Here is a 21,164-nt window from a genome sequence, read left to right as displayed (position 1 = left end):
ATTTGATAGGCAGAATAAGCAAACAGCTTAAACACCACTAGGGTCAGATTAGCTCACTGTGATGACATATTTTTTACGGTGGCAACTTTTCAAACGGATTATTGTTGATTTTTGAATTAAAAAACCACAAAAACAGGGGGTCAAATCAGCTCATTTTGCCGTATTTAACTACTTAAAATGCTCATACAACGGCTAATTATCAAGGGTGTAACGGGTACTGACATATTTCTTTCATGATTGCCCCTTAGGGTGTTGCTGTAAGTCAAGCATGGCCAAGTAAATAATTAAAATCACTAGCAGCAACCAAGAGAACAATTATGAACCCTTTTATCAAATCGAGTATTGCATTAGCGTGTTGTGGCATTTTATATGCGACCCCAGCCCTCGCCGATGGCCGTGTGCAAGGACGTATTACAGATGCCAGCCAAAGTGTGTATTTTGGTGGTGCGAAAGTATCGGTTAAAGAATTAAACTTAAATACCGTTAGTAACCGCGATGGCTCGTTTTCGTTTAATAAGCTACCTGCCGGTGACTACACCTTAGTGGTTGATTACATTGGCGCACCATCGGTAGAGCAAAAAATAACGGTGGTTGATTCACAAGTTTTTACACAACAAATTATTATTGGTGAGCAACAAGAAGCCATCGACAATATCATTGTTTATGGCCAAAGTGCCGGTCAAGCAGGCGCAATTAACCGTCAAAAAAACGCAACTAATTTAAAATCGGTAGTCAGTGCTGACTCGATTGGCCAGTTCCCTGATCAAAACGCAGCAGAAGCATTACAGCGTTTACCGGGTATTTTTATCGCTCGCGACCAAGGTGAAGGGCGGTTTGTTGGTATTCGCGGTATTGATCCTAATTTAAATAACGTTACGGTTAATGGCTTAAATGTGCCGTCGCCTGAGGCGGGTGTTCGCTCTGTGGCGATGGATGTATTGCCAAGTGAACTAATTCAAAGTTTAGAAGTAAGTAAAACTGTTACCCCAGACATGGATGCCAGTGCTATTGGTGGCTCTATCGAAGTAAAAAGCTTAAGTGCCTTTGATAAAGCCGGTGAGAGCTATAGTTTTACTGCACAGGGCTCATATAACGAATTAGAGTCAAAAACTAGCCCGAAGCTTTCAGGTAGTTACACTAATGTTTATGAGCTTGATGGTGGTCTTGATCTAGGTGTAGCAACAGCTATTTCGTGGTTTAAGCGTGATTTTGGTTCACGTAATATGGAGACTGACGGTGGGTGGAGTGAATTTGATGTTGAAGATGCTGCAACTGGCGACAAGGTCTCATTATTTGGCGCTGAAGAAATTGAGCAACGCCAGTATCAAATTACCCGTGAGCGTTTAGGTGCAGCACTTAATTTAGACTTACACAGCGGCGCCACTGATAAATATTATTTACGCACACTATATAGTGACTTTTCTGATGATGAGTATCGCCAACGAAATGAGTATAAGTTTAGCGATGGCAAACTATTAGATAGCAACGAGAGCGGTGCAAACTTTAGTGGTGCAGAAATGGACCGCGATACCAAAGACCGTTATGAAGAACAAAGTATTCTTTCACTGGTACTTGGTGGTGAAAATCAATTAGATAATTGGTTTGTTGAATATAATGTTGGTTATTCTAAATCAGAAGAAAAAGAGCCAAACCGCTTAGATGTAACCTTTGCTGGTAAAGATATTGATATGGGCTACATTGCGCGCGTTGATACTCCATCATTAAGCCAATCGACTAATGCCCACGATTTAAGCCTGTTTGAGATGGATAAAATTGAAGCGGCCAATAACCTTAGTGAAGACGAAGAGCTTAGCTTTAAACTCGATTTCAGCCGTGATTTTGTGTGGCAAAATAATAATGGTGAATTTAAGTTTGGTTTCAAACATCAAGATCGCGAAAAGCGTAATGATGTAAAGGTTGCTATTTATGATGGCGACTTTTTAGATGCTCTTGGTAGCGACTTTACCGCGCCTGAACCTGACTTTGATTTGGGACGTTTTGGACCGGGCCTTGATCGCGGTGCGATTCAAGCCTTTGTGAGAAAAAATAAAGAGGCGTTTGCTTTCAATAGTAATGAGTCACAAGTTGAATCTGATGGTCAAAGTTATGTAAGTAATGAAGATATTACCGCCGCTTATGCGATGGTTAGCATGGATATTGATAAGTTACATGTTGTCGCGGGCGTGCGTTATGAAGGAACTGAGTTTGAAACGCAAGGTAACCAAGTTGACTTAGTAGTCGATAAAGTAAGTGATACAGAAACTGTTACCACCACGCCTTGGCAAGTAAGTAAAGATTATGACTACTTTTTACCAAGCTTAAATTTACGCTATAACATCAGCGATAAACTAGTGACCCGTTTTGCTTACACCAATACTATCGCGCGGCCAACCTTTAGCGATTCGGCCGCTTACCAATTAATTGAAACTGAAACAGTTGAAGATGAAGGCGTAATGGTTACCGAGCGTAAAGCTGAAGTCGGTAATCCCGGTCTCGCCCCTTATGAATCAATGAACTTAGACGCATCAATCGAATATTACCCAGGTTCCATTGGGGTGTTATCTGCCGGTGTTTTCTATAAAGACATCGACAACTTTATTATTCAACAAGAAGTACAAGATAACGGTGATTGGGATGGTTTTGACGAAGTAGTGCAAATGGTTAATGGCGGTAAAGCGTCATTAACGGGGATCGAGCTAAACTGGAACAAAACCTTTAAATCAGGATTTGTGCTTGGTGCAAACGGAACCTTTATTGATGCGGATGAAAAATTACCAAATCAAGCAGACACAGTGGCAAATATCATTGTGGGTTTTGAAAATCATGCTATTAGCACTCGTTTAAGCACATCATATAAGAGTGAGAGTTTCCAGTTTGATGATGCTGATATGGCGGTTTATGAAGATAGCCACATGCAATTGGATTTCAGCAGTAAATATTACTTAAACGATAATATCAACGTGTATTTCAATGCCACCAACCTAACAGATGAGCCAATGTACTTGTACCACGGCGAAAAACGTTACAACTACCAGTACGAATCTTACGGTCGTACATTTGAGCTAGGTTTTACTTTTTCTTCTTTGTAAGGTGAACATATGAGCCTGCTTAACAGTAGGCTCATTGTTGAGGATATTATGATTAATAAAACTATTTTGTATATTGCACTAACCGCATGTTTAGCAACGGTGGGTTGCACAGCTCAAAGTAACAAACAAAGCAGTACTGACGTCGCAAGTACCAGTAAAAAAGCCTCCGACAAGATTGAATTTTTAGCTTTTGGTGATGGTGGTTATCATGTTGACTATCCAAAAACTAAACACATAACCAACCCTAAAAACAAGCAACAGTTTATAGCCGCAGAGTTTGCTGATTGGTTAGAAGATTATCGCCCTCGTGATGAATTTGACCATGCTCCAATATATATTTATCCAGGCACTGAGATTGCTACAGAGCAAGGGGGCGCTCAGGCTGTGGGGATCGCAATGGCAAAATTGTGTGAAACAAAAGCGTGCCAATTTGCTATTCAGCTCGGTGATAACGTATACCCTGATGGTGCCGATGCTAATGATGGTAAAGATGACCAAAAACGTTTACACGACTTAGTGTATGCGCCGCTTGAGCCATTATTTAAAGCTGAGCCTAATTTAGTGGTGTATTCCGCATTAGGTAATCATGATTGGAAAAGCTCGCGCAAAGGCGTAGCGGTACAAACGCAATGGATGGCAGAGCAAGCGAACTTTCACCTAGACGAAAAAGGCTACTATAGCTACAAAATGGGTGAGCCGGGTAACGATGTAGAATTTTTTGTGCTCGATACTAATATGTTACTGGCAGGGCAAAGTTATTATGATGTGCCGCTAAACCCAGATGGCAGCGAAACAGATGAGCAACAAGCAATACGTGATGGCCGCGCAGATCTTGAAGTACATGACCCCCATGAAGGGCCACAAAACGATGAAGACCTAGCTCAGCTTACATGGCTTAAACAAGGCATTGCAAACTCGACTGCTAAATGGAAACTGGTTTATGGACATCATATTTTATGGTCAATTGGGGGCACTAAATATAGTGAAGGTCACGTACTGCGTAAATTACTAATGCCAACGCTTTGCAAATATGCAGATGGTTATATTGCCGGCCACGAGCATGACTTAGAGTTACTAACCGATGATTGCTCTAAGTTTGATACCGGTAATAGCGTTGGCAAATTGCCGCTGATCATTTCTGGCGCTGCGTCTAAAATGCGTGGTAAACACACTCCGTTTGCACAGTTTCAAGAACGCCAATATCCAGAATATGATTTGCTTTGGTCAAAAAGCTTTGTATGGGGGTTTAGTCACATCAGTTTGGATAATCAAGCCAATAAGCTTGATGTGAGCTTTTATACCACGCCACGAGATTTAACTGGCAGTATTATTGATGAAGGTAGTTTTAGTTTTTCTAAACGTACTCGCTAAACACTTAAAATATGAAAAAACAGTGCTGCGGTGCTGTTTTTTCATTTTAGGATGAAATTGTGTTCGTTTAGAAGTTCGCTTTACAGTGAGTATCGAGTATGTATACCGCGACAAAGTGATTTTAGCGTGCGTAGTTACCGGCTGTGTAAAATAAACTAGTTACACAATTGACTCAATCGTCCAGCTGTTGAAGTTTTATATATTTATATTCACAAGCGTTTACGTTATAAGGGAGTATTAAAAGTAGCCAAGGATTGAAAAATGGACGATATTTTAGGGCTCATAGTCATTTTATCGTTAGTTGTAGTTGCAGGCTCTATTGCCGGTCTTATTGCTTTAATGCAAATAAGTACGTTAAAGCAAGATATTGCGATGTTAAAAAAACAACAGCGTGGAGTTATGACAGGCAATACCGGGCAGCATCAAGTGCCGCGAGACATTGCTGCTGATATAACTGAGCCGCAAGCTGAGCCTCCGGTTGCGCTAGAACGATCATCCCAAGCTGAGGCTACTTTACATCAGCATCCACCAGCAAAAAATTATGCAAGCACCGCATCAATTGCAAAGACGACGTCTCATCCGAAACAAGCTTCTTCTTCAGTTGTTGATATTTTCTTTAGTAAATTAAAAACCCAGTTCCAAGAAAATTGGATGACCTGGATTGGCGGTATCGCGCTGGCCTTTGGTGGTATATTTTTAGCAAAATACAGTCTTGATGCCGGCTTGTTATCACCAAGCTTACGACTCACCATAGGGGGCTTATTTGGTGTTTCATTAATTGCCGGTGCCGAGTATTTACATAGAAAAGGTATTGTCTTCGAAGGCTTTAATAATTACGTGCCTGCAGCACTTGCAGGTGGCGGGTTTATTAGCTGCTTTGCTTTAACGTTATTAGCTTACTCAAGCTATGCGATGTTCAGCCCAACTGTGGCATTTGTGATGCTGGCAGTAATTGCACTGGCTGCAAGCTCTATGGCGCTGCGTTTAGGGCCCTTATTGGCAGTGCTTGGTATAGTTGGCGCTTACAGCGTGCCGATTTGGGTTAATACTGGCAGCGGTAATTTAGCTGCTTTACTTATGTACATTGGCTTTATCACTTTTGCTGCGGTACTAGTGGCGCAAAAGGTAAAACGTAATTGGTTGTGGTATTTACTATGGGCTGGGCATATTGGCTGGTATTGGGTGGCACTGAGTGTAATTAATACGCAGCAATATTGGATTGTTGGTGGTTTTGCACTGCTCTCTATTATTGGTTTAATTGCTATTGCACGATTAGGTTTAACTTTGCGTTTATTAGAGTATCGCCCGCATAGTTTACAGCGATTATTAAAATTACAGCCGGATCATTCGCTACTGTTAGCAATAGTGATTCCTTTACTGCTGACGATAGTGACAGAGGCGGTGAGCTTACAATGGCAAATTGTGATGGTGTGTTTAATCGTCATGCTGTTATTTTTAGTGCTGCAAAATAGTCGTTGGGATCTTTGGCAAGGTGTGGCGCTAGTCGTTGCGGTATTATTGGTCCTCAGTCAACAACGTTATAGTGTTGATAGCAAAGATCATTTGTTTGTATTTAAGCAAATGCATGGCGTAGGGTTATTACTCGCGGTTGGGCTTTGTCTATACGGGCTTTATTTTGGCGCGCGTTACTATAAACGTTTAACGTTTCATTTAGTGGCTGCGTTTAGTGTGTTTACCTTAATTGCAACGCTCTACACCATAACACCCGAGCAAGGCTTAGGCGTTGCGTATCCGCTATGGAGTGTATTGTTGCTAGTAACGAGTGGTGTATTAATTAAACGCGCACAAACAGCTCACACTCAATGGCAGCAGTTTAGTTATTGGGTTGGTGCTAATGCTAATATAACTCTTTGTTTAACTATGTTATTAGCCGATAGCGGGTTAACCCTCGCACTGGCTGCTCAAGTGTTAGTTATTAGCTATCTGGTGAAACGCCATGCTGTACCTATGCCGTATTGGCCTATTAAAGTGCTGGTGGCTGTGGTGCTGGCAAGACTAACCTTTGCACCGTGGACGGCACATTATTTTGATCTAACCATACTTTCAATGCATTGGAGCGCAATTGTGTATCCATCAGCGGTTGGGTTATTTTGGTTTGCCGCAAAACAGTGGCAACAAACAGATATGAAAATTTGGCTCGAAGGGGCTGCATTACATTGCTTAGCATTATTTATCACCACCGAAACCAGCTATCAACTAGTCGGGCATTATCCACAGCTTACTTCTTTAAGCTTTTATGAGCAGGTATTACTCAGTTGTAATTGGTTAGCACTTGGCTGCGTTTATTTGCATCGGTCACACAGCGCAGGGCAACTGGGTAAACTTTATCGCATTGCAGGGCTTGCACTTGCGGGACTCGCTGGCTTGTTGTTGATAAGTATAACATTATATGAAAATCCACTCTTTATACGCCTTTACGTTGGTGACATGCCATTATTTAATTGGCTGTTATTAACCTGGCTCCTACCAAGTATGCTTACACTGTGGTTGGCTAAATTAGTTAAATCACTTAATGCTAAGTTTAGCCAAATAGTACTGAGCGTATCAGGCTTATTAGCCGTGTTTGCCATCAACACACTTATTCGCCAATATTGGCAAGGCGGGTTCATTTATCTTGATAAAGCGACCAGTGACGCCGAGCTATACAGCTATTCGATCATTTGGTTATTACTTGGTGCGTTGGTGGTCATTACCGGGCATTTAAAACAACAATTACTACTACAAAAAGTCGGCTTAGGCATTCTTGGTGCAGTGATAGTGAAGGTATTCTTAATTGATATGGCAAGCCTAACTGGCTTGCTCAAAGCTGTATCATTTATTGGTTTAGGGCTATCTCTGGTCTGCTTGAGCTGGTTGTTCCAAAAGCTGAGGAGTAAAGCCGAATAATATCAGCTGCAACATTATGAGTTTTGAAGCTAATGTTTATTTTAGATGTAAACCACTAAGCTTTAGCTAGGGTAAGTATTATTATTTAAGGAGTTTATGGATGAAGCTACCATTAAATTGCGACGCACATTATCATTCACAATTTATGTCTCGCTCTCAAAGTCGTGCGATGTATGACTGGTTAACGTCACACTTCGATCTTACTCAACCTGAACTCATGCAAATGCCCGATGGTAATGAGGTGAAAATTTGTCCTTGGCGAATGATTTTTTTAGATCCCAAATTAGAGCAGTCTCAACTTTTTCCTTTATATCATGGTCGACGCGCTATTTGGTTTCCTCTTTTAAGCCAATTGCAGCAGCAGATAGCCGAGCTTACTGGAGTTGAATTTAGTGTTGCTGTGTGCCTTTATTACCCCGATGGGGCAGAAAGCTTAAGCTTTCATAGTGATCTACCTGCTTTTGGCCCCACTGATATTATTGCTTCAATAAGCTTAGGTGCAGAGCGTGAGTTTTTAATCCGCAGTGCAAATAACAGCAAAGATCAGCATAGTGTTACACTTGAAAATGGCTCACTTTTGATTATGGGCCAGGGTTTTCAAGATATGTACCAGCATGCTTTGGCAAGTGCGGAAAATGTAACCAGTCCCAGATTTAATATCTCATTTAGGCAGTTTTTTTGGCCCAAAAAATGAGTACTTAGCTACAAGGTTTAGTATTATTAAAAAGGTTTGGAGCAGTATCCATTAACCTTAAAAAGTGTGGCAGATGGATACTATTTATTATTCTTGTAATTTTCTAACTTAGCATTTAGCACCTACAATCGACACTTTTTAACCTCATGTACTGTGATTAAGCAGTGCTTTTAATTTCCCTGGTTTTATCGGTTTTGATAAATAGTGAATATCCTCTGCTTTGGTGGCTTGCTTTAACTCTACGTCGCGCACTGCGGTGATCAAAATAGCGGGTACATTGGCTTGCCAAATCTCTCGTAGAGCTTTAATTAAGCTGATGCCATCGTGTTCATGACCAAGCTGGTAATCCATTAATATAACATCCGGAGCGCTGTGTGTATGTGCGTACTCTAGCACGTTGTCAACTTGGTCGAATAACTGATAATTAGCTTGCCACTTTTGCAATAAGCTGGCCATGGCATTAAGGTTTTCAGGATCGTCGTCAACGGCAATGATATTCATAGCAGAACGCTCTTCAAACAAGCTGCTGGTTGCGAGTTTTTGTTGCACAAACTGGCTTTCACCATATGGTATTTCGATACTAAAACAGCTGCCTTTTTGAGGCGTTGAACGCACATCTAAGCGGATTGAAAGTAAATCAACCATACGTTTTACAACGCTAAGCCCTAAGCCAACGCCTTTGTTATCTGAGGCTTCTACGCGGTAAAAGTCGTTAAATATTTTGGTTTGCTCTACTTCACTAATGCCAGAGCCAGTGTCCCATACTTCAATACGCAAGTGATGCTTGCGTTTACGACATGCTACTAAAACTTTGCCCGTACTCGTGTATTTAACCGCATTTGATACTAAGTTCTGCACAATTCGTCGTAAATAGGTGATATCACTGTGGACAATATGTTGCCCGCTGCGCACCGTGAGCTTCAGGCCTTTCTCGCTTGATAAAATGGCGTACTCGTTGCGCAGCGGTGCGAGAATATCGTCAATGCTAAAATGACGCGGGGTGGGTGTCATTGCACCTTGCTCTAGTTTGGCTATTTCTAATAATGCTGACATTAAATGCACGGTTGAATCGAGACTCGCGCCAAGTTTTTCGAAGTTGTTGATATTGATATCAGCAAGGGATTTTTCATCAATTGCGGCAAGGTAGAGTCGGGCGGCATTGAGTGGCTGTAAAATGTCGTGACTTGCCAAGGCTAAAAAGCGGGTTTTACTGTCGTTAGCTTGCTCTGCTTCGCGCTTTGCTAAAGTGAGTGCTTGCTCAGTTTGTACGCGGCTTTCTATTTGTGCTTCGAGATCTTTGTTAATGGTGCGAATTTCTTGGGTGCGCGCTTCAATGCGGTTTTCTAAGTCCATATTGACTTCTTCGAGCGCATTTTGCGTGGCAATGTGGGTGGTGATATCTGAAAAGCTAGTAACAAAGCCGCCATCAGGCAGTGGATTACCAATCATCTCAAACACTTGGCTATTGCGACGGTGGCGAATAAAGTGATGTGAGCTACCATTTTTTAAATGTTGTACGCGTTTATCTACTTGACGATCAATTTCACCGGGGCCACATTCACCACGCTCAGCGTTATAACGAATAATGTCTTCAATTGGTTGGCCTACTTCTAAAAAACCAGTTGGGTAGTTAAACATTTCTGCGTAGCGTTTATTCCATGCCACTAGGTTAAGTTCTTTATCAACAACTGAAATACCGTGACTGAGGTTTTCCAGTGAGGTGTAGAGTAGATTTTGATTAAATTGCAGGGCTTGAGTAGTTTCATCAAAAAAGTTAACTACTTCTTCAAATGCCATGCGTTTACCTGATGCTACGGTATGGATAAGTGCTTGTGCAGAAGATGCCCCTAATACGCCCGTTAAAGCACGTTCGCAGTAAGCTATAAACTCAGGATCTGGGTGCGTATTATTATCATCAAGTTTATGTGTTAGCGAAAAATGCGAGAGGACTTGTTGGCTGCGTTGAATCCCTAAAAAGGTTTGTAGCAGTACTTTAAAATCGTATACAGTGGCTTTGACGTTTTTGTTTAAACGTCTTGCAAGTGCAGCTTGCTCCTTGGGATTAACGAATGCCGCAGCTTGAATTTTATCAATTAAGCGCTCATCAGCTCCCAGTGAAAAACTAATATAACAGCCGATATTGGCAAATAAAGCAATCAAGGTGCCGCGGGTGATCAACGTTTGCTGTAACTCTGCATCAAGGGTATTGCCAGCATCGAGTATAGGCAGCATTAAAAACAGTATCCAGCAGATCAGACCCGCTAATAAACCAGCATAAACACCGTAGGCATGACCTTTGCGCCAGTATAGGCCGCCCACAATAGCGGGTAATAATTGCGTTACCAAAGAAAATGCAACTAACCCCATGCTGGCAAGTGCTTTGCCGTGACCAAACCATTGCTGATAAAAATACGATAAGATCAAAATCCCAGCGATGGTAAAACGCCTTACCAGTAATATTTGTGGCTTATAGCTGTTGGTGATCAGGTTGCGTTTGAATTTACGCCGTAGCATTAACGGTAATACTACATCATTTGAGATCATAGTGCTGAGCGTCAAAGTGGCAACCACAATCATCGCAGTCGCTGCGGATATTCCGCCAATAAATACAAAGGTGGTCAGTAATACATTGTTATTCATTAATGGTAGTGCTAATACAAAACTATCGGGAGAGAAGCTATTGCCAATCTGTGGATGAATAGCGGCGGTGGCTATTGGTAAAATCATTGCAGCAGTCAGCAGTAAATACAGTGGAAATGCCCAACGAGCGGTAAATAGGTGGCGTTTGTTTTGGTTATCAACCACTGTAACGTGAAACTGCCGTGGTAAACAGATGATAGCAGCAGCGGCCATTAATGATTGGCCAATAAAGTTAAAGCTCAAAAAGTTAAAATTATTCCAATGTTGCCATAAAGATTCTTTTATTTGTCCTTCATTAGCACTGGGTAAATTATACAAGGTGTACACAGCCAAAGCCGCCACAGCTACAAGTGCCAGTAGTTTGATCATTGATTCAAATGCGACTGCCAGCATTAATCCTGAACGGTATTCGGTTACATCAACTTTACGGGTGCCAAAAAATATTGCGAACATTGCCATGATCAAGGTGGCGGAAAGCGCGACCATTGACCCCGATATTTTATTGTCACTTTGTAGTAATAAGAAGCTGTTGCTCAGTGCTTTTAGTTGTAAGGCGATATAAGGAATGGTTGCTAGTAGCGCAATCATCGTCACCATAATAGCGGTGGTTTGACGTTTGCCATAACGGGCAGAAATAAAATCGGCAATGGTGGTGATATTTTGTTTTTTACTCACCAGCACTAGTTTACGTAAAAAACCTTGTCCGAAAAAAAACAACAATGCAGGACCAAGTAAAATTGGTAAATAGCTCCAACTGCTGGTGGCTGCTGTACCCACTGAGCCGTAATAAGTCCACGATGTACAGTAAATACCCAAAGAAAACGAGTAGACAAAAGGATGGTGGCTAATTCGTTTGGCCAGTGCTGTGGTTTTATCACCCCAGTTTGCTAGCCAAAACAAGATGCCAATGTACGCTAAAGCGACAAAAATCAGTGCAGCAGTCATGTTTTATTCAATTATTATTTTGTGATTGCACACCATACCAGAAGTTTTCACTATTTTGAGCTGTCTATTTTTATATTGAACATGTAACTATCTCTATCTGTTTGATATTTATTGTTAATTTGTTTTTTTTAGATCTATTAGACTAATGTCGCAGGGCTGCAACATAACCTAGGTGAATAGTTAAAACTATTCAGTGTGTATATTTAACATTATGATAATTAATGTTTTTTACCTTAATTTAATAAAAAGAGCCTTACAGTTTACGTAAACGTTAATCTGCTGTTACGACTATGGTCTCAATTCAATGTTAAGGCTGTGTTGCTAAATTGGCTGGTGAAGATAATAAAAACCACATCACCTTTTATAGATGTTAAAGAGGAAATAAAAATGGCTTTTAAAGATGAAGAACAAGCAAAAGCTTATTGGGCGGAAAACATTTCACTGCTGTTTAAATTATTAGCAGTTTGGTTTGTCGTGTCGTTTGGGTTTGGCATATTACTGGCTGACGTACTTAATGAAGTGCGTTTCTTTGGGTTTAAACTTGGCTTCTGGTTCTCCCAGCAAGGCGCGATTTACACCTTTGTAGTTTTGATTTTTGTATACGTTTTCAAAATGAATACGTTAGATAAAAAATACGGCGTAGATGAATAGGAGCTAAGCAATGGATGTTCAAACACTCACGTTTATAATTGTCGGGCTGAGCTTTGCGCTTTATATCGGTATTGCAATTTGGGCCCGAGCAGGCTCAACAAAAGAATTTTATGTAGCAGGTGGTGGTGTTCCGCCTCTGGCAAATGGTATGGCAACAGCCGCTGACTGGATGAGTGCAGCGTCATTTATCTCAATGGCGGGTATCATCTCTTTTGCAGGGTATGATGGCGGCGTTTACTTAATGGGGTGGACAGGTGGCTATGTACTACTTGCCATGTGTTTAGCACCTTACTTACGTAAATTCGGCAAGTTTACTGTGCCTGATTTTATCGGCGACCGCTACTATTCTCGCACCGCTCGTTTAGTAGCAATTTTGTGTGCCATCTTCATTTGTTTTACATATATTGCAGGGCAAATGCGTGGTGTCGGCGTTGTATTCTCACGTTTCTTAGAAGTTGAAATTGAAACGGGCGTTTACATTGGTATGGTTATCGTTTTCTTTTATGCGGTACTCGGAGGCATGAAAGGCATTACTTATACCCAAGTAGCACAGTATTGCGTATTGGTATTTGCTTACTTAGTACCCGCAATCTTTATCTCAATGATGATGACAGGTCACTTCTTTCCGCAAACTGGCTTCGGTGCTACGCTAAGTGATGGCTCTGGCATGTATGTACTTGATAAGCTTGACGGGTTAAGTGCTGAACTGGGTTTTGCTCAATACACCGAAGGCTCTAAGAGTATGATTGATGTGTTTGCTATTACAGGTGCATTAATGGTCGGTACTGCTGGTCTTCCTCATGTAATCGTACGTTTTTTCACTGTTCCACGCGTTAAAGATACGCGTATTTCAGCAGCGTGGACATTAGTGTTCATTGCTATTGTTTACACAACCGCGCCAGCGGTAGCCGCATTTGCCCGTGTTAACATGATTGATACCATTAACGGTAAAGATGGTAGCGGGACTGAATATGCACAGGCACCTGCATGGATCAAAAACTGGGAAAGAACAGGTTTAATCACTTTTAATGATAAAAACGGTGATGGCAAAATGTTCTACACCGCAGGTAAAATTGATGATCCAAATAGCGCTAATGAAGTTAACGTTGACCGCGACATCATGGTACTTGCTAACCCCGAAATAGCTAACTTACCAGCGTGGGTCGTAGCGCTAGTCGCGGCCGGTGGTATTGCTGCTGCACTATCAACAACCGCAGGCTTACTGTTAGTTATTTCGACCTCGGTATCGCACGATTTACTCAAGCGAACTTTAAAACCAGATATTAGCGATAAACAAGAGTTACTCGCAGCGAGGTTGGCGGCCATGGTTGCGATTGTTATCTCCGCTTACTTTGGTATTAACCCGCCTGGATTTGTGGCGTCGGTGGTGGCATTTGCATTCGGCTTAGCTGCTGCAAGTTTCTTCCCTGCGATCATCATGGGTATCTTCTCCAAGAAGATGAACAAAGAAGGTGCGGTTTTAGGCATGGTAACAGGTATCACCTTTACTGCTGCTTACATCATTTTCTTCAAGTTTGTCAGCCCTGAGCTAAATAATCCTGAGCATTGGCTCTTAGGTATTTCGCCAGAAGGTATTGGCTTAGTAGGGATGATTGTTAATTTTGCAGTTGCGGCAATTGTAGTGAAATTTACTGCCGAAACTCCGGTTGAAATACAACAAATGGTTGAAGGTATTCGTAACCCGAAAGGTTCTAGTGAAGCACATGCTCACTAACAACGCAGATACTCAGTTAATAATTGATATACCCAAAAGCCCGACTTAAGTCGGGCTTTTTATATTAAGGTTAATGCATGTGTTTACAATATATATGTACCTGTTAATATTAAATTCACATCGTGTCGTTTGGCTCTGTTGCGGGTACGCGGGGCAGGTAAATATTAAAATTTATTTATGTTCAGTAGCGCATTTGTTAATTGGGTATAAAGTACGATATACAGCGTCAATTTTATTAATCAAATATAAAGGAATACATTATGTCTAGTTCAACAACTGGAGTAGTAAAGTGGTTTAATGAAGAGAAGGGTTTTGGTTTTATTACTCAGGATAATGGCGGCGCTGATGTGTTTGTTCATTTTCGTGCAATCGCATCTGAAGGTTTCAAAACGTTAGCTGAAGGCCAAAAAGTTTCTTACGAAGTTGAACAAGGTCAAAAAGGCCCACAAGCATCTAATGTTAGAACAATATAATCTTAGCGTCTTTATTTACTAAATGAAAAAGCCCGACTTAAGTCGGGCTTTTTATTTAGTTCTGGTAGCATTACAGTAGCTATACAATTGTTTTTTGCGAGTAACAAGATGAATCATGAGCAACAGGAAGTCGCCCAGTTTGTGCTGGCACAAACCCCTTTTAGTCACCTTGATAACAGTGCTACGGATTATTTTGTAAAGCGCCTAGATGTTATTTATCTGACTCGTGAAAACCAAACACAATGGCTGCAATCCGAGTCACCTAAACTGTTTTTAATTCGTTCTGGTTTGTATGACTTAGTGGATGCTAAAGGTGATGTGATCACCCGTTTGGCACAAGGCGATTATTTTGGTTTTCCTTCGTTATTAACCGGAGAAGCAATTCAAAACCATTTAGCAGTGCAAAAAGAAGGCATTGTTTATATGCTCAACCAAGATGCTTTCGACTACTTGCGCCGTGAATATAAAGCGTTTGAGCAGTATTTTGTGCGCGCGCATGCAAATCGGCTGCTTTCTTCACATTATAAAAGCCAAAACGATAGTTGGTCTGAACGTAAAATATCTGAACTGATGTCACGTAAAGCGGTCACTTTGTCGCCTGATGCAAGCATTCGCCAAGCAGCTAAAAAAATGAAAGAGCACGGCGTTTCGTCGATTATGGTGACAGAATTTGAGCGCTTAGTTGGTGTAGTTACAGATCGCGATTTACGCAACCGGGTATTAGCCGATGAAATCGATCCTAAGCACGCTATTCAGACAATCATGAGTGCTAAACCAAAATTTATTTTTGAAAACAATCGGGTGTTTTCGGCGTTGCATTTAATGCTTAAACATAATATTCATCATTTACCAGTATTGGATGAGCACCATAAAGCATTGGGCATGATCACCAGTACCGATTTATTACGCCAACAAAAGAGCGATCCCGTTCAATTAATTGGCCGTATTTATAAAGCTCATAGTGTCGCAGATTTAAAGCGTTATGCGGCAGAAGTACCTAAATTATTGCGGAGCTTTTCTCATAATATAGATGATATATCGTTGATAGGTAAATTACTCAGTGGCTTAACTGATGCGTTAACTTCACGGCTAATATATTTATTCCAAGAAGAGTACGGAGCGGCGCCGACCAGTTTTAGCTTTATTTGTTTTGGCTCTCAAGCGCGTGAAGAGCAAACCTTGCATTCTGATCAAGATAACGGCTTATTACTGCCTGATGACTTAAGTGAGCAACATCAAGATTACTACCGCCGGATGGGGGAGTTTGTTTGCGAACAGTTGGTTGAGTGCGGTATTAAACGCTGTCCTGGTAACATTATGGCCAGCAGTGAATTGTGTAGAATGAGTATATCTGATTGGTGTGAAAAGTTTTTTACTTGGATAAAAAGTCCAACACCACAGGCTATGCTTAACTGTAAAATATTTTTTGATTTACGCTTTATTGAAGGCTCAACAGCGCTTTACACCGCATTTTGTGAGCAGTTAACCCGTATTTCTCACAACGAATTATTTTACGCGGCGATGGCAACCGATATTAAATCTAACTCAGTGCCAATTGGTTTATTTAATCAGTTTAAACTCGAAAAAGATGCTAAACAGCATAAATACATCGATTTGAAAAAGCGTGGCGTGGTGATCATCAATGATATTGTTCGTCTATATGCGTTAAAAGCAGGAATACGCCGTGCGAATACCCAAGAGCGCTTAGATGCATTGTTGAAACATTCATTATTAAGTAATCACGATGTATATAACTTGAAAGATTGCTGGCGGTTTTTAACTCAGTTGCGTTTGCGCACGCAAATAAACGAAGAAGGGTTACCTAGCAACTGTATTAACCCGGATAAACTAAACTCCCTTGAACGTCACCAATTAAAAGAAGCCTTCTATTTACTTAAGCTCGCACAACAAGCGGCGGCATTTAAGTTTGCTCGTGGGAGTTTATAACTATGTGTTTTGCTGTGAATAAAGTGACAAGTTAAGTGGTTAAACGTTGGTTGAGTCGCTATTTTGCGCGTAAGCAATTACTTGCTCAAAATGCACTAGTACAGCGCTATATAGTGATTGATTTAGAGCTGACAGGGCTTGATCCAAAACAGCATGAAATTGTCTCGATTGCATGGCTGTTGATAGACAACCAATGTATTAAATTAAGTCAGGCGCAGCATACAATTAATAAAGATGTACAACGCCTTGAGCAAAGCCCTGTATATCACGGTATTTCCCTGCAAGATGTCGCAACAGGGCAAAAATTAGCGGCTATTTTAGCTGCACTAAGCGCACATTTTTCGGATGCTATCTTAGTGTTTCATAATGCCACACTAGATTGGGGATTTTTAAAGCAAGCATTTCAAACTCACGGTATTACGATACAACCTAAATTGATACTCGATACTTTTCATATTGAAAAAAAACGCTTACATCACCAAGGGCACGAAATTGGCTTGGATGATTTAACTCTTGGCGCTTGTCGGGCGCGTTATGAGTTACCTTATTACAGTACTCATCATGCCCTTACCGATGCTATGGCGACCGCAGAATTGTTGCTGGCACAATGTCATCAAATAAGTCGTGGTAAGGAATTAAAATTGGCTGCGTTGGTTTGATGTGTTAATTCGGTGTTAATCATATGTCCAAGCCATCTAAAGATACGAGCGTCGTTGGAATTAAAGGCGATTTAGGCAAGGCATTAATTGCCAATAAGAGTGGTTCTATTGTTAAAATCAATAACACAGTATAAATTACTTTTAAACCAATAGGTTGGGTTTTTTACGGGCACTTATCATCATCGTTGTAACTTCTTAAAAGGGACTGCCATCTTTAGCTGGCATTTTAGTGAAATTACACCATCAAAAACAGGCTTAAAGCATTTATTTAACCTTCCCTCTTATAATCAAGGCAAAGGTCGATTACAATACCCGCATCTAAAAGGCAGGTGGCCTTTATCTGCAAGCAACTAGAGTGGATTTTCTTCTTTATGGCAATCAAACTTGCAATCAATGGTTTTGGTAGAATTGGTCGAAATATTGTTCGTGCTCTTTATGAATCGGGCTTAAGCGACGAGATCAAAATTGTTGCGATTAATGAACTTGCTGATCCTCAAGGGATCGCTCATCTTCTTAAATATGATACGTCTCATGGCCGTTTTGCGTTTCCAGTTCTTTTAGGTGAAGACACCTTATCGGTAGCGGACGATATAATAGCTTTATTTGCGGAACAAAATCCGCGTGAATTACCGTGGCAGTTACTTGATGTTGACGTGGTTTTAGAGTGTACTGGGGTGTATCACTCTCGTGAACATGCGCAATTACATCTTGATGCTGGCGCAAAGAAAGTTTTATTTTCTCAGCCTGCAGATGCGGATGTTGATGCCACAATTGTCTATGGTATTAATGATGATGAACTACTCGCTGAACATACGATTGTCTCTAATGGCTCATGTACTACCAACTGTATAGTACCAGTGATCAAAGTACTAGATGATGCCTTTGGTATTGAATCAGGTGCGATTACAACTATTCACGCGTCGATGAACGATCAGCAAGTAATTGATGCTTATCATCATGATTTACGTCGTACCCGCGCTGCGAGTCAGTCGATTATTCCTGTAGATACTAAATTAGCTCGTGGTATTGAGCGTATTTTACCTAAGTTCCATGGCCGCTTTGAAGCCATTGCAGTACGTGTGCCGACTATCAATGTTACTGCGATGGATTTGAGCGTGACAGTCAACGCTGATGTTGATTTAAATGCAGTGAATAAAGTATTAAAAGCCGCAGCGAGAGACCGTTTAGAAGGTATCTTAAGTTATACAGAAGAGCCATTGGTCTCGATTGATTTTAATCATGACCCACATTCTTGTATTATAGATGGCACGCAGACACGAGTCAGTCATAAACGACTGATAAAGTTGTTAGTGTGGTGTGATAATGAGTGGGGATTTGCTAATCGAATGCTCGATACCGCACGAGTTATGATGGCGGTAAGTCAATAATAGAAATTTCAAAACTAAAAATAAAACCTATATATTTCAAGAAAGTATCGTTAACTAAGGAGAAGTCCATGTCGGTCATAAATATGGCGGGTTTAGATTTAAACGGCAAACGCGTGTTAATTCGTGAAGATTTAAATGTACCAGTAAAAGCAGGTAAAGTGACCTCAGATGCACGTATTCGTGCTGCATTACCGAGTATTAAATTAGCCCTTGAAAAAGGCGCTAAAGTAATGGTTATGTCACACCTAGGCCGCCCTACGGAAGGGGAATATGATGAAGCGTTTTCTTTAGCGCCAGTTGTTGATTACCTTAATGAAGCACTTGAACAAAATGTACGTCTTGAAAAAGATTACTTAAATGGCGTTGAAATTGCTGATAATGAAGTGGTGGTTTTTGAAAACGTACGCTTTAATGTTGGCGAAAGCAAAGATGACGAAGCGTTATCTAAAAAGCTTGCTGCATTATGTGATGTGTATGTAATGGATGCATTTGGTACAGCTCATCGTGCTCAAGCGTCTACCCATGGCGTTGGTTTATTTGCAGATGTTGCTTGTGCAGGCCCACTATTGGCGGCTGAATTAGAGGCATTAGGTAAAGCACTTGATAACCCAGCTCGTCCATTAGTGGCGATTGTGGGCGGCTCTAAAGTATCAACTAAACTAACAGTACTTGATTCACTTTCAACGATTGTTGATCAATTAGTCACTGGTGGCGGTATTGCAAATACCTTTATTGCTGCGGCAGGCTACCCAGTTGGTAAGTCATTATACGAGGCTGACCTAATTGATGAAGCAGATAAGCTAAGTGCGGCTGCTAAAAGTAATAATGGTGAAATACCAGTACCTACTGATGTGGTTGTTGGCAATGAGTTTTCAGAATCAGCCGTTGCAACATTAAAAGATGTTAGCGAAGTAACAGACACAGATATGATTTTTGATATTGGCCCAGATACAGCGAGCAAACTTGCAAAAATTATTGCTAATGCAGGTACTGTTGTATGGAATGGTCCTGTAGGTGTATTTGAATTTGACCAGTTTGGTAATGGCACCCGTGCTATTGCTCAAGCAATCGCTAATTCAAATGCGTTCTCAATAGCTGGTGGCGGTGATACGTTAGCAGCGATTGATAAATACGGCATTGCCGATAAAATTTCGTATATTTCAACTGGCGGTGGTGCTTTCCTTGAGTTTTTAGAAGGGAAAAAATTACCAGCAGTTGCTATGCTTGAACAACGCGCTAAGTAATTAGCGTTTACTCAATGTAGTTAGCAATCGTTAGTTTAGGCTGTTAACTACACTGAGTGTGATCAGATGTTAAATACCTCTCACCCTTATTTAATCGCTGATTTTGTATAACGGTAGCTTTGGTAAGAGCCAATACTATCGAGGTGCAGTGATTGTACCGAACTCAACTATTCCGTTCGAACTAGATAGCTTTGCGCGTGCGCAGCTATCGACAATTTGGAGAATACCAAATGGCTTTAATCAGTATGCGACAACTTCTTGATCATGCAGCTGAACATGGTTACGGCGTACCAGCATTTAACGTTAATAACCAAGAGCAGATCCGCGCTATTATGATGGCGGCTGATAAAACTAACAGCCCAGTAATTGTACAAGGTTCAGCTGGCGCTCGTGCCTACGCTGGTGCCCCATTTATACGTCATATGATTTTAGCTGCGATTGAAGAGTGGCCACATATTCCAGTGGTTATGCACCAAGATCACGGTACCTCACCTGGTGTTTGCCAACGTTCAATTCAATTAGGTTTTTCATCAGTGATGATGGATGGCTCGTTAATGAGCGATGGTAAAACACCATCATCATATGAGTATAACGTTGATGTAACGCGTAAAACTGTTGAACTTGCACACTCTTGTGGTGTGTCTGTTGAAGGTGAGTTAGGTGTGCTAGGCTCACTTGAAACTGGCGAAGCTGGCGAAGAAGATGGCGTTGGTGCTGAAGGTAAACTCACCACCGATCAAATGTTAACTGATCCAGAAGAAGCGGCTGACTTTGTAAGTAAAACCCATGTTGATGCGCTGGCAATTGCCTGTGGAACTTCACACGGCGCGTATAAATTTACACGTCCGCCAACGGATGACATTTTAGCGATTGATCGTATTAAAGCGATCCACGCACGCATTCCTAATACTCATTTAGTTATGCACGGTTCGTCATCAGTGCCGCAAGAGTGGCTTGAGATCATTAATCAATATGGTGGTGAGATCCCAGAAACCTATGGTGTGCCAGTTGAGCAGATCGTTGAGGGAATTAAGTTTGGTGTACGTAAAGTAAATATCGATACAGACTTACGATTAGCATCTACAGGGGCTATTCGTCGTCACCTTGCACTTAATCCAGCAAACTTTGATCCACGTAAGTATTTAGCTGAAGCGACAAAAGCAATGACTGAGATCTGTGTTGCACGTTATGAGTCATTTGGTACTGCGGGTCAAGCAGGTAAGATCAAACCAATATCACTTGATGAGATGCACCTTAAATATTTAACGGGTGAATTAGATCCGAAAATTAAATAAGTTAATTTATTAAGTTATAAAACAGCCAGTAGTGTTAAAGCTACTGGCTTTTTTATATCTGATCGTAAAAGATCATTATTTTACCAAGCAAGGGGTTTTGGGATCATTGATTTACTAACTGTGCTT

General features: G+C 41.1%; 13 protein-coding genes. 12 read left to right on the top strand and 1 reads right to left on the bottom strand.

The window, feature by feature from the left end:
- Positions 1-317 precede the first annotated feature (317 nt).
- The 4 genes from J7338_RS02065 to J7338_RS02050 all read left to right on the top strand — a co-directional run bounded on the left by J7338_RS02065 (position 318) and on the right by J7338_RS02050 (position 8,061).
- Entirely contained in the window at positions 318-3,089 is a 2,772-nt protein-coding gene (locus J7338_RS02065) for a TonB-dependent receptor (protein ID WP_210795177.1), read from the top strand.
- Positions 3,090-3,137: 48 nt separating this feature from the next.
- Positions 3,138-4,460, top strand: a complete 1,323-nt coding sequence (locus J7338_RS02060) for a metallophosphoesterase (RefSeq protein WP_210795333.1) — start codon at positions 3,138-3,140, stop codon at positions 4,458-4,460.
- Between the two features lie 261 nt (positions 4,461-4,721).
- Complete coding sequence (locus J7338_RS02055; protein WP_210795176.1) at positions 4,722-7,367, top strand: DUF2339 domain-containing protein; 2,646 nt, start codon at positions 4,722-4,724, stop codon at positions 7,365-7,367.
- Between the two features lie 100 nt (positions 7,368-7,467).
- The gene (locus J7338_RS02050) at positions 7,468-8,061 is read left to right on the top strand and encodes an alpha-ketoglutarate-dependent dioxygenase AlkB (protein WP_210795174.1); all 594 of its coding nucleotides are present in this window, start codon (positions 7,468-7,470) and stop codon (positions 8,059-8,061) included.
- A 144-nt stretch (positions 8,062-8,205) separates the two neighbouring features.
- On the opposite strand, the gene J7338_RS02045 is transcribed toward J7338_RS02050, so the two are convergent.
- The gene (locus J7338_RS02045) at positions 8,206-11,646 is read right to left on the bottom strand and encodes a PAS domain-containing hybrid sensor histidine kinase/response regulator (RefSeq protein ID WP_210795172.1); all 3,441 of its coding nucleotides are present in this window, start codon (positions 11,644-11,646) and stop codon (positions 8,206-8,208) included.
- Between the two features lie 387 nt (positions 11,647-12,033).
- Here J7338_RS02045 and J7338_RS02040 point away from each other — a divergent pair, with 387 nt between their 5' ends.
- From J7338_RS02040 to fba, 8 genes are all read left to right on the top strand, one after another.
- The gene (locus J7338_RS02040; protein ID WP_210795170.1) at positions 12,034-12,297 is read left to right on the top strand and encodes a DUF4212 domain-containing protein; all 264 of its coding nucleotides are present in this window, start codon (positions 12,034-12,036) and stop codon (positions 12,295-12,297) included.
- A gap of 10 nt (positions 12,298-12,307) precedes the next feature.
- Positions 12,308-14,032, top strand: coding sequence for a sodium:solute symporter family protein (locus J7338_RS02035; protein WP_210795168.1), 1,725 nt, complete (start codon positions 12,308-12,310; stop codon positions 14,030-14,032).
- A gap of 260 nt (positions 14,033-14,292) precedes the next feature.
- Positions 14,293-14,505, top strand: a complete 213-nt coding sequence (gene cspE, locus J7338_RS02030) for a transcription antiterminator/RNA stability regulator CspE (protein ID WP_210795166.1) — start codon at positions 14,293-14,295, stop codon at positions 14,503-14,505.
- Between the two features lie 108 nt (positions 14,506-14,613).
- On the top strand, positions 14,614-16,452 hold the full coding sequence (locus tag J7338_RS02025) for a DUF294 nucleotidyltransferase-like domain-containing protein (protein ID WP_210795164.1): 1,839 nt from the start codon (positions 14,614-14,616) through the stop codon (positions 16,450-16,452).
- 35 nt (positions 16,453-16,487) lie between these two features.
- Entirely contained in the window at positions 16,488-17,111 is a 624-nt protein-coding gene (locus J7338_RS02020; protein ID WP_210795161.1) for a 3'-5' exonuclease, read from the top strand.
- 371 nt (positions 17,112-17,482) lie between these two features.
- Entirely contained in the window at positions 17,483-18,499 is a 1,017-nt protein-coding gene (gene epd / locus J7338_RS02015; RefSeq protein ID WP_210795159.1) for an erythrose-4-phosphate dehydrogenase, read from the top strand.
- A gap of 68 nt (positions 18,500-18,567) precedes the next feature.
- Positions 18,568-19,743: a phosphoglycerate kinase gene (locus J7338_RS02010; RefSeq protein WP_210795157.1), complete on the top strand. Its 1,176-nt coding sequence runs from the start codon at positions 18,568-18,570 to the stop codon at positions 19,741-19,743.
- Positions 19,744-19,973: 230 nt separating this feature from the next.
- Positions 19,974-21,038 (top strand): class II fructose-bisphosphate aldolase, encoded by a 1,065-nt coding sequence (gene fba / locus J7338_RS02005; RefSeq protein WP_145235361.1) that lies wholly within the window; start codon positions 19,974-19,976, stop codon positions 21,036-21,038.
- The last annotated feature ends 126 nt before the right edge of the window (positions 21,039-21,164 follow it).

Source organism: Pseudoalteromonas ostreae, assembly GCF_018069805.1.
In the GTDB taxonomy this organism is placed as follows: Bacteria; Pseudomonadota; Gammaproteobacteria; order Enterobacterales; family Alteromonadaceae; genus Pseudoalteromonas; species Pseudoalteromonas ostreae.
Note: the sequence above shows the minus strand (reverse complement) of the source record. Positions and strands in the feature narration are given on the sequence as shown.

Coding starts and splice junctions, on each gene's coding strand:
- J7338_RS02065 (WP_210795177.1), top strand. CDS start 318: ATGAACCCTTTTATCAAATCGAGTATTGCATTAGCGTGTTGTGGCATT.
- J7338_RS02060 (WP_210795333.1), top strand. CDS start 3,138: ATGATTAATAAAACTATTTTGTATATTGCACTAACCGCATGTTTAGCA.
- J7338_RS02055 (WP_210795176.1), top strand. CDS start 4,722: ATGGACGATATTTTAGGGCTCATAGTCATTTTATCGTTAGTTGTAGTT.
- J7338_RS02050 (WP_210795174.1), top strand. CDS start 7,468: ATGAAGCTACCATTAAATTGCGACGCACATTATCATTCACAATTTATG.
- J7338_RS02045 (WP_210795172.1), bottom strand. CDS start 11,646: ATGACTGCTGCACTGATTTTTGTCGCTTTAGCGTACATTGGCATCTTG.
- J7338_RS02040 (WP_210795170.1), top strand. CDS start 12,034: ATGGCTTTTAAAGATGAAGAACAAGCAAAAGCTTATTGGGCGGAAAAC.
- J7338_RS02035 (WP_210795168.1), top strand. CDS start 12,308: ATGGATGTTCAAACACTCACGTTTATAATTGTCGGGCTGAGCTTTGCG.
- cspE (WP_210795166.1), top strand. CDS start 14,293: ATGTCTAGTTCAACAACTGGAGTAGTAAAGTGGTTTAATGAAGAGAAG.
- J7338_RS02025 (WP_210795164.1), top strand. CDS start 14,614: ATGAATCATGAGCAACAGGAAGTCGCCCAGTTTGTGCTGGCACAAACC.
- epd (WP_210795159.1), top strand. CDS start 17,483: ATGGCAATCAAACTTGCAATCAATGGTTTTGGTAGAATTGGTCGAAAT.
- J7338_RS02010 (WP_210795157.1), top strand. CDS start 18,568: ATGTCGGTCATAAATATGGCGGGTTTAGATTTAAACGGCAAACGCGTG.
- fba (WP_145235361.1), top strand. CDS start 19,974: ATGGCTTTAATCAGTATGCGACAACTTCTTGATCATGCAGCTGAACAT.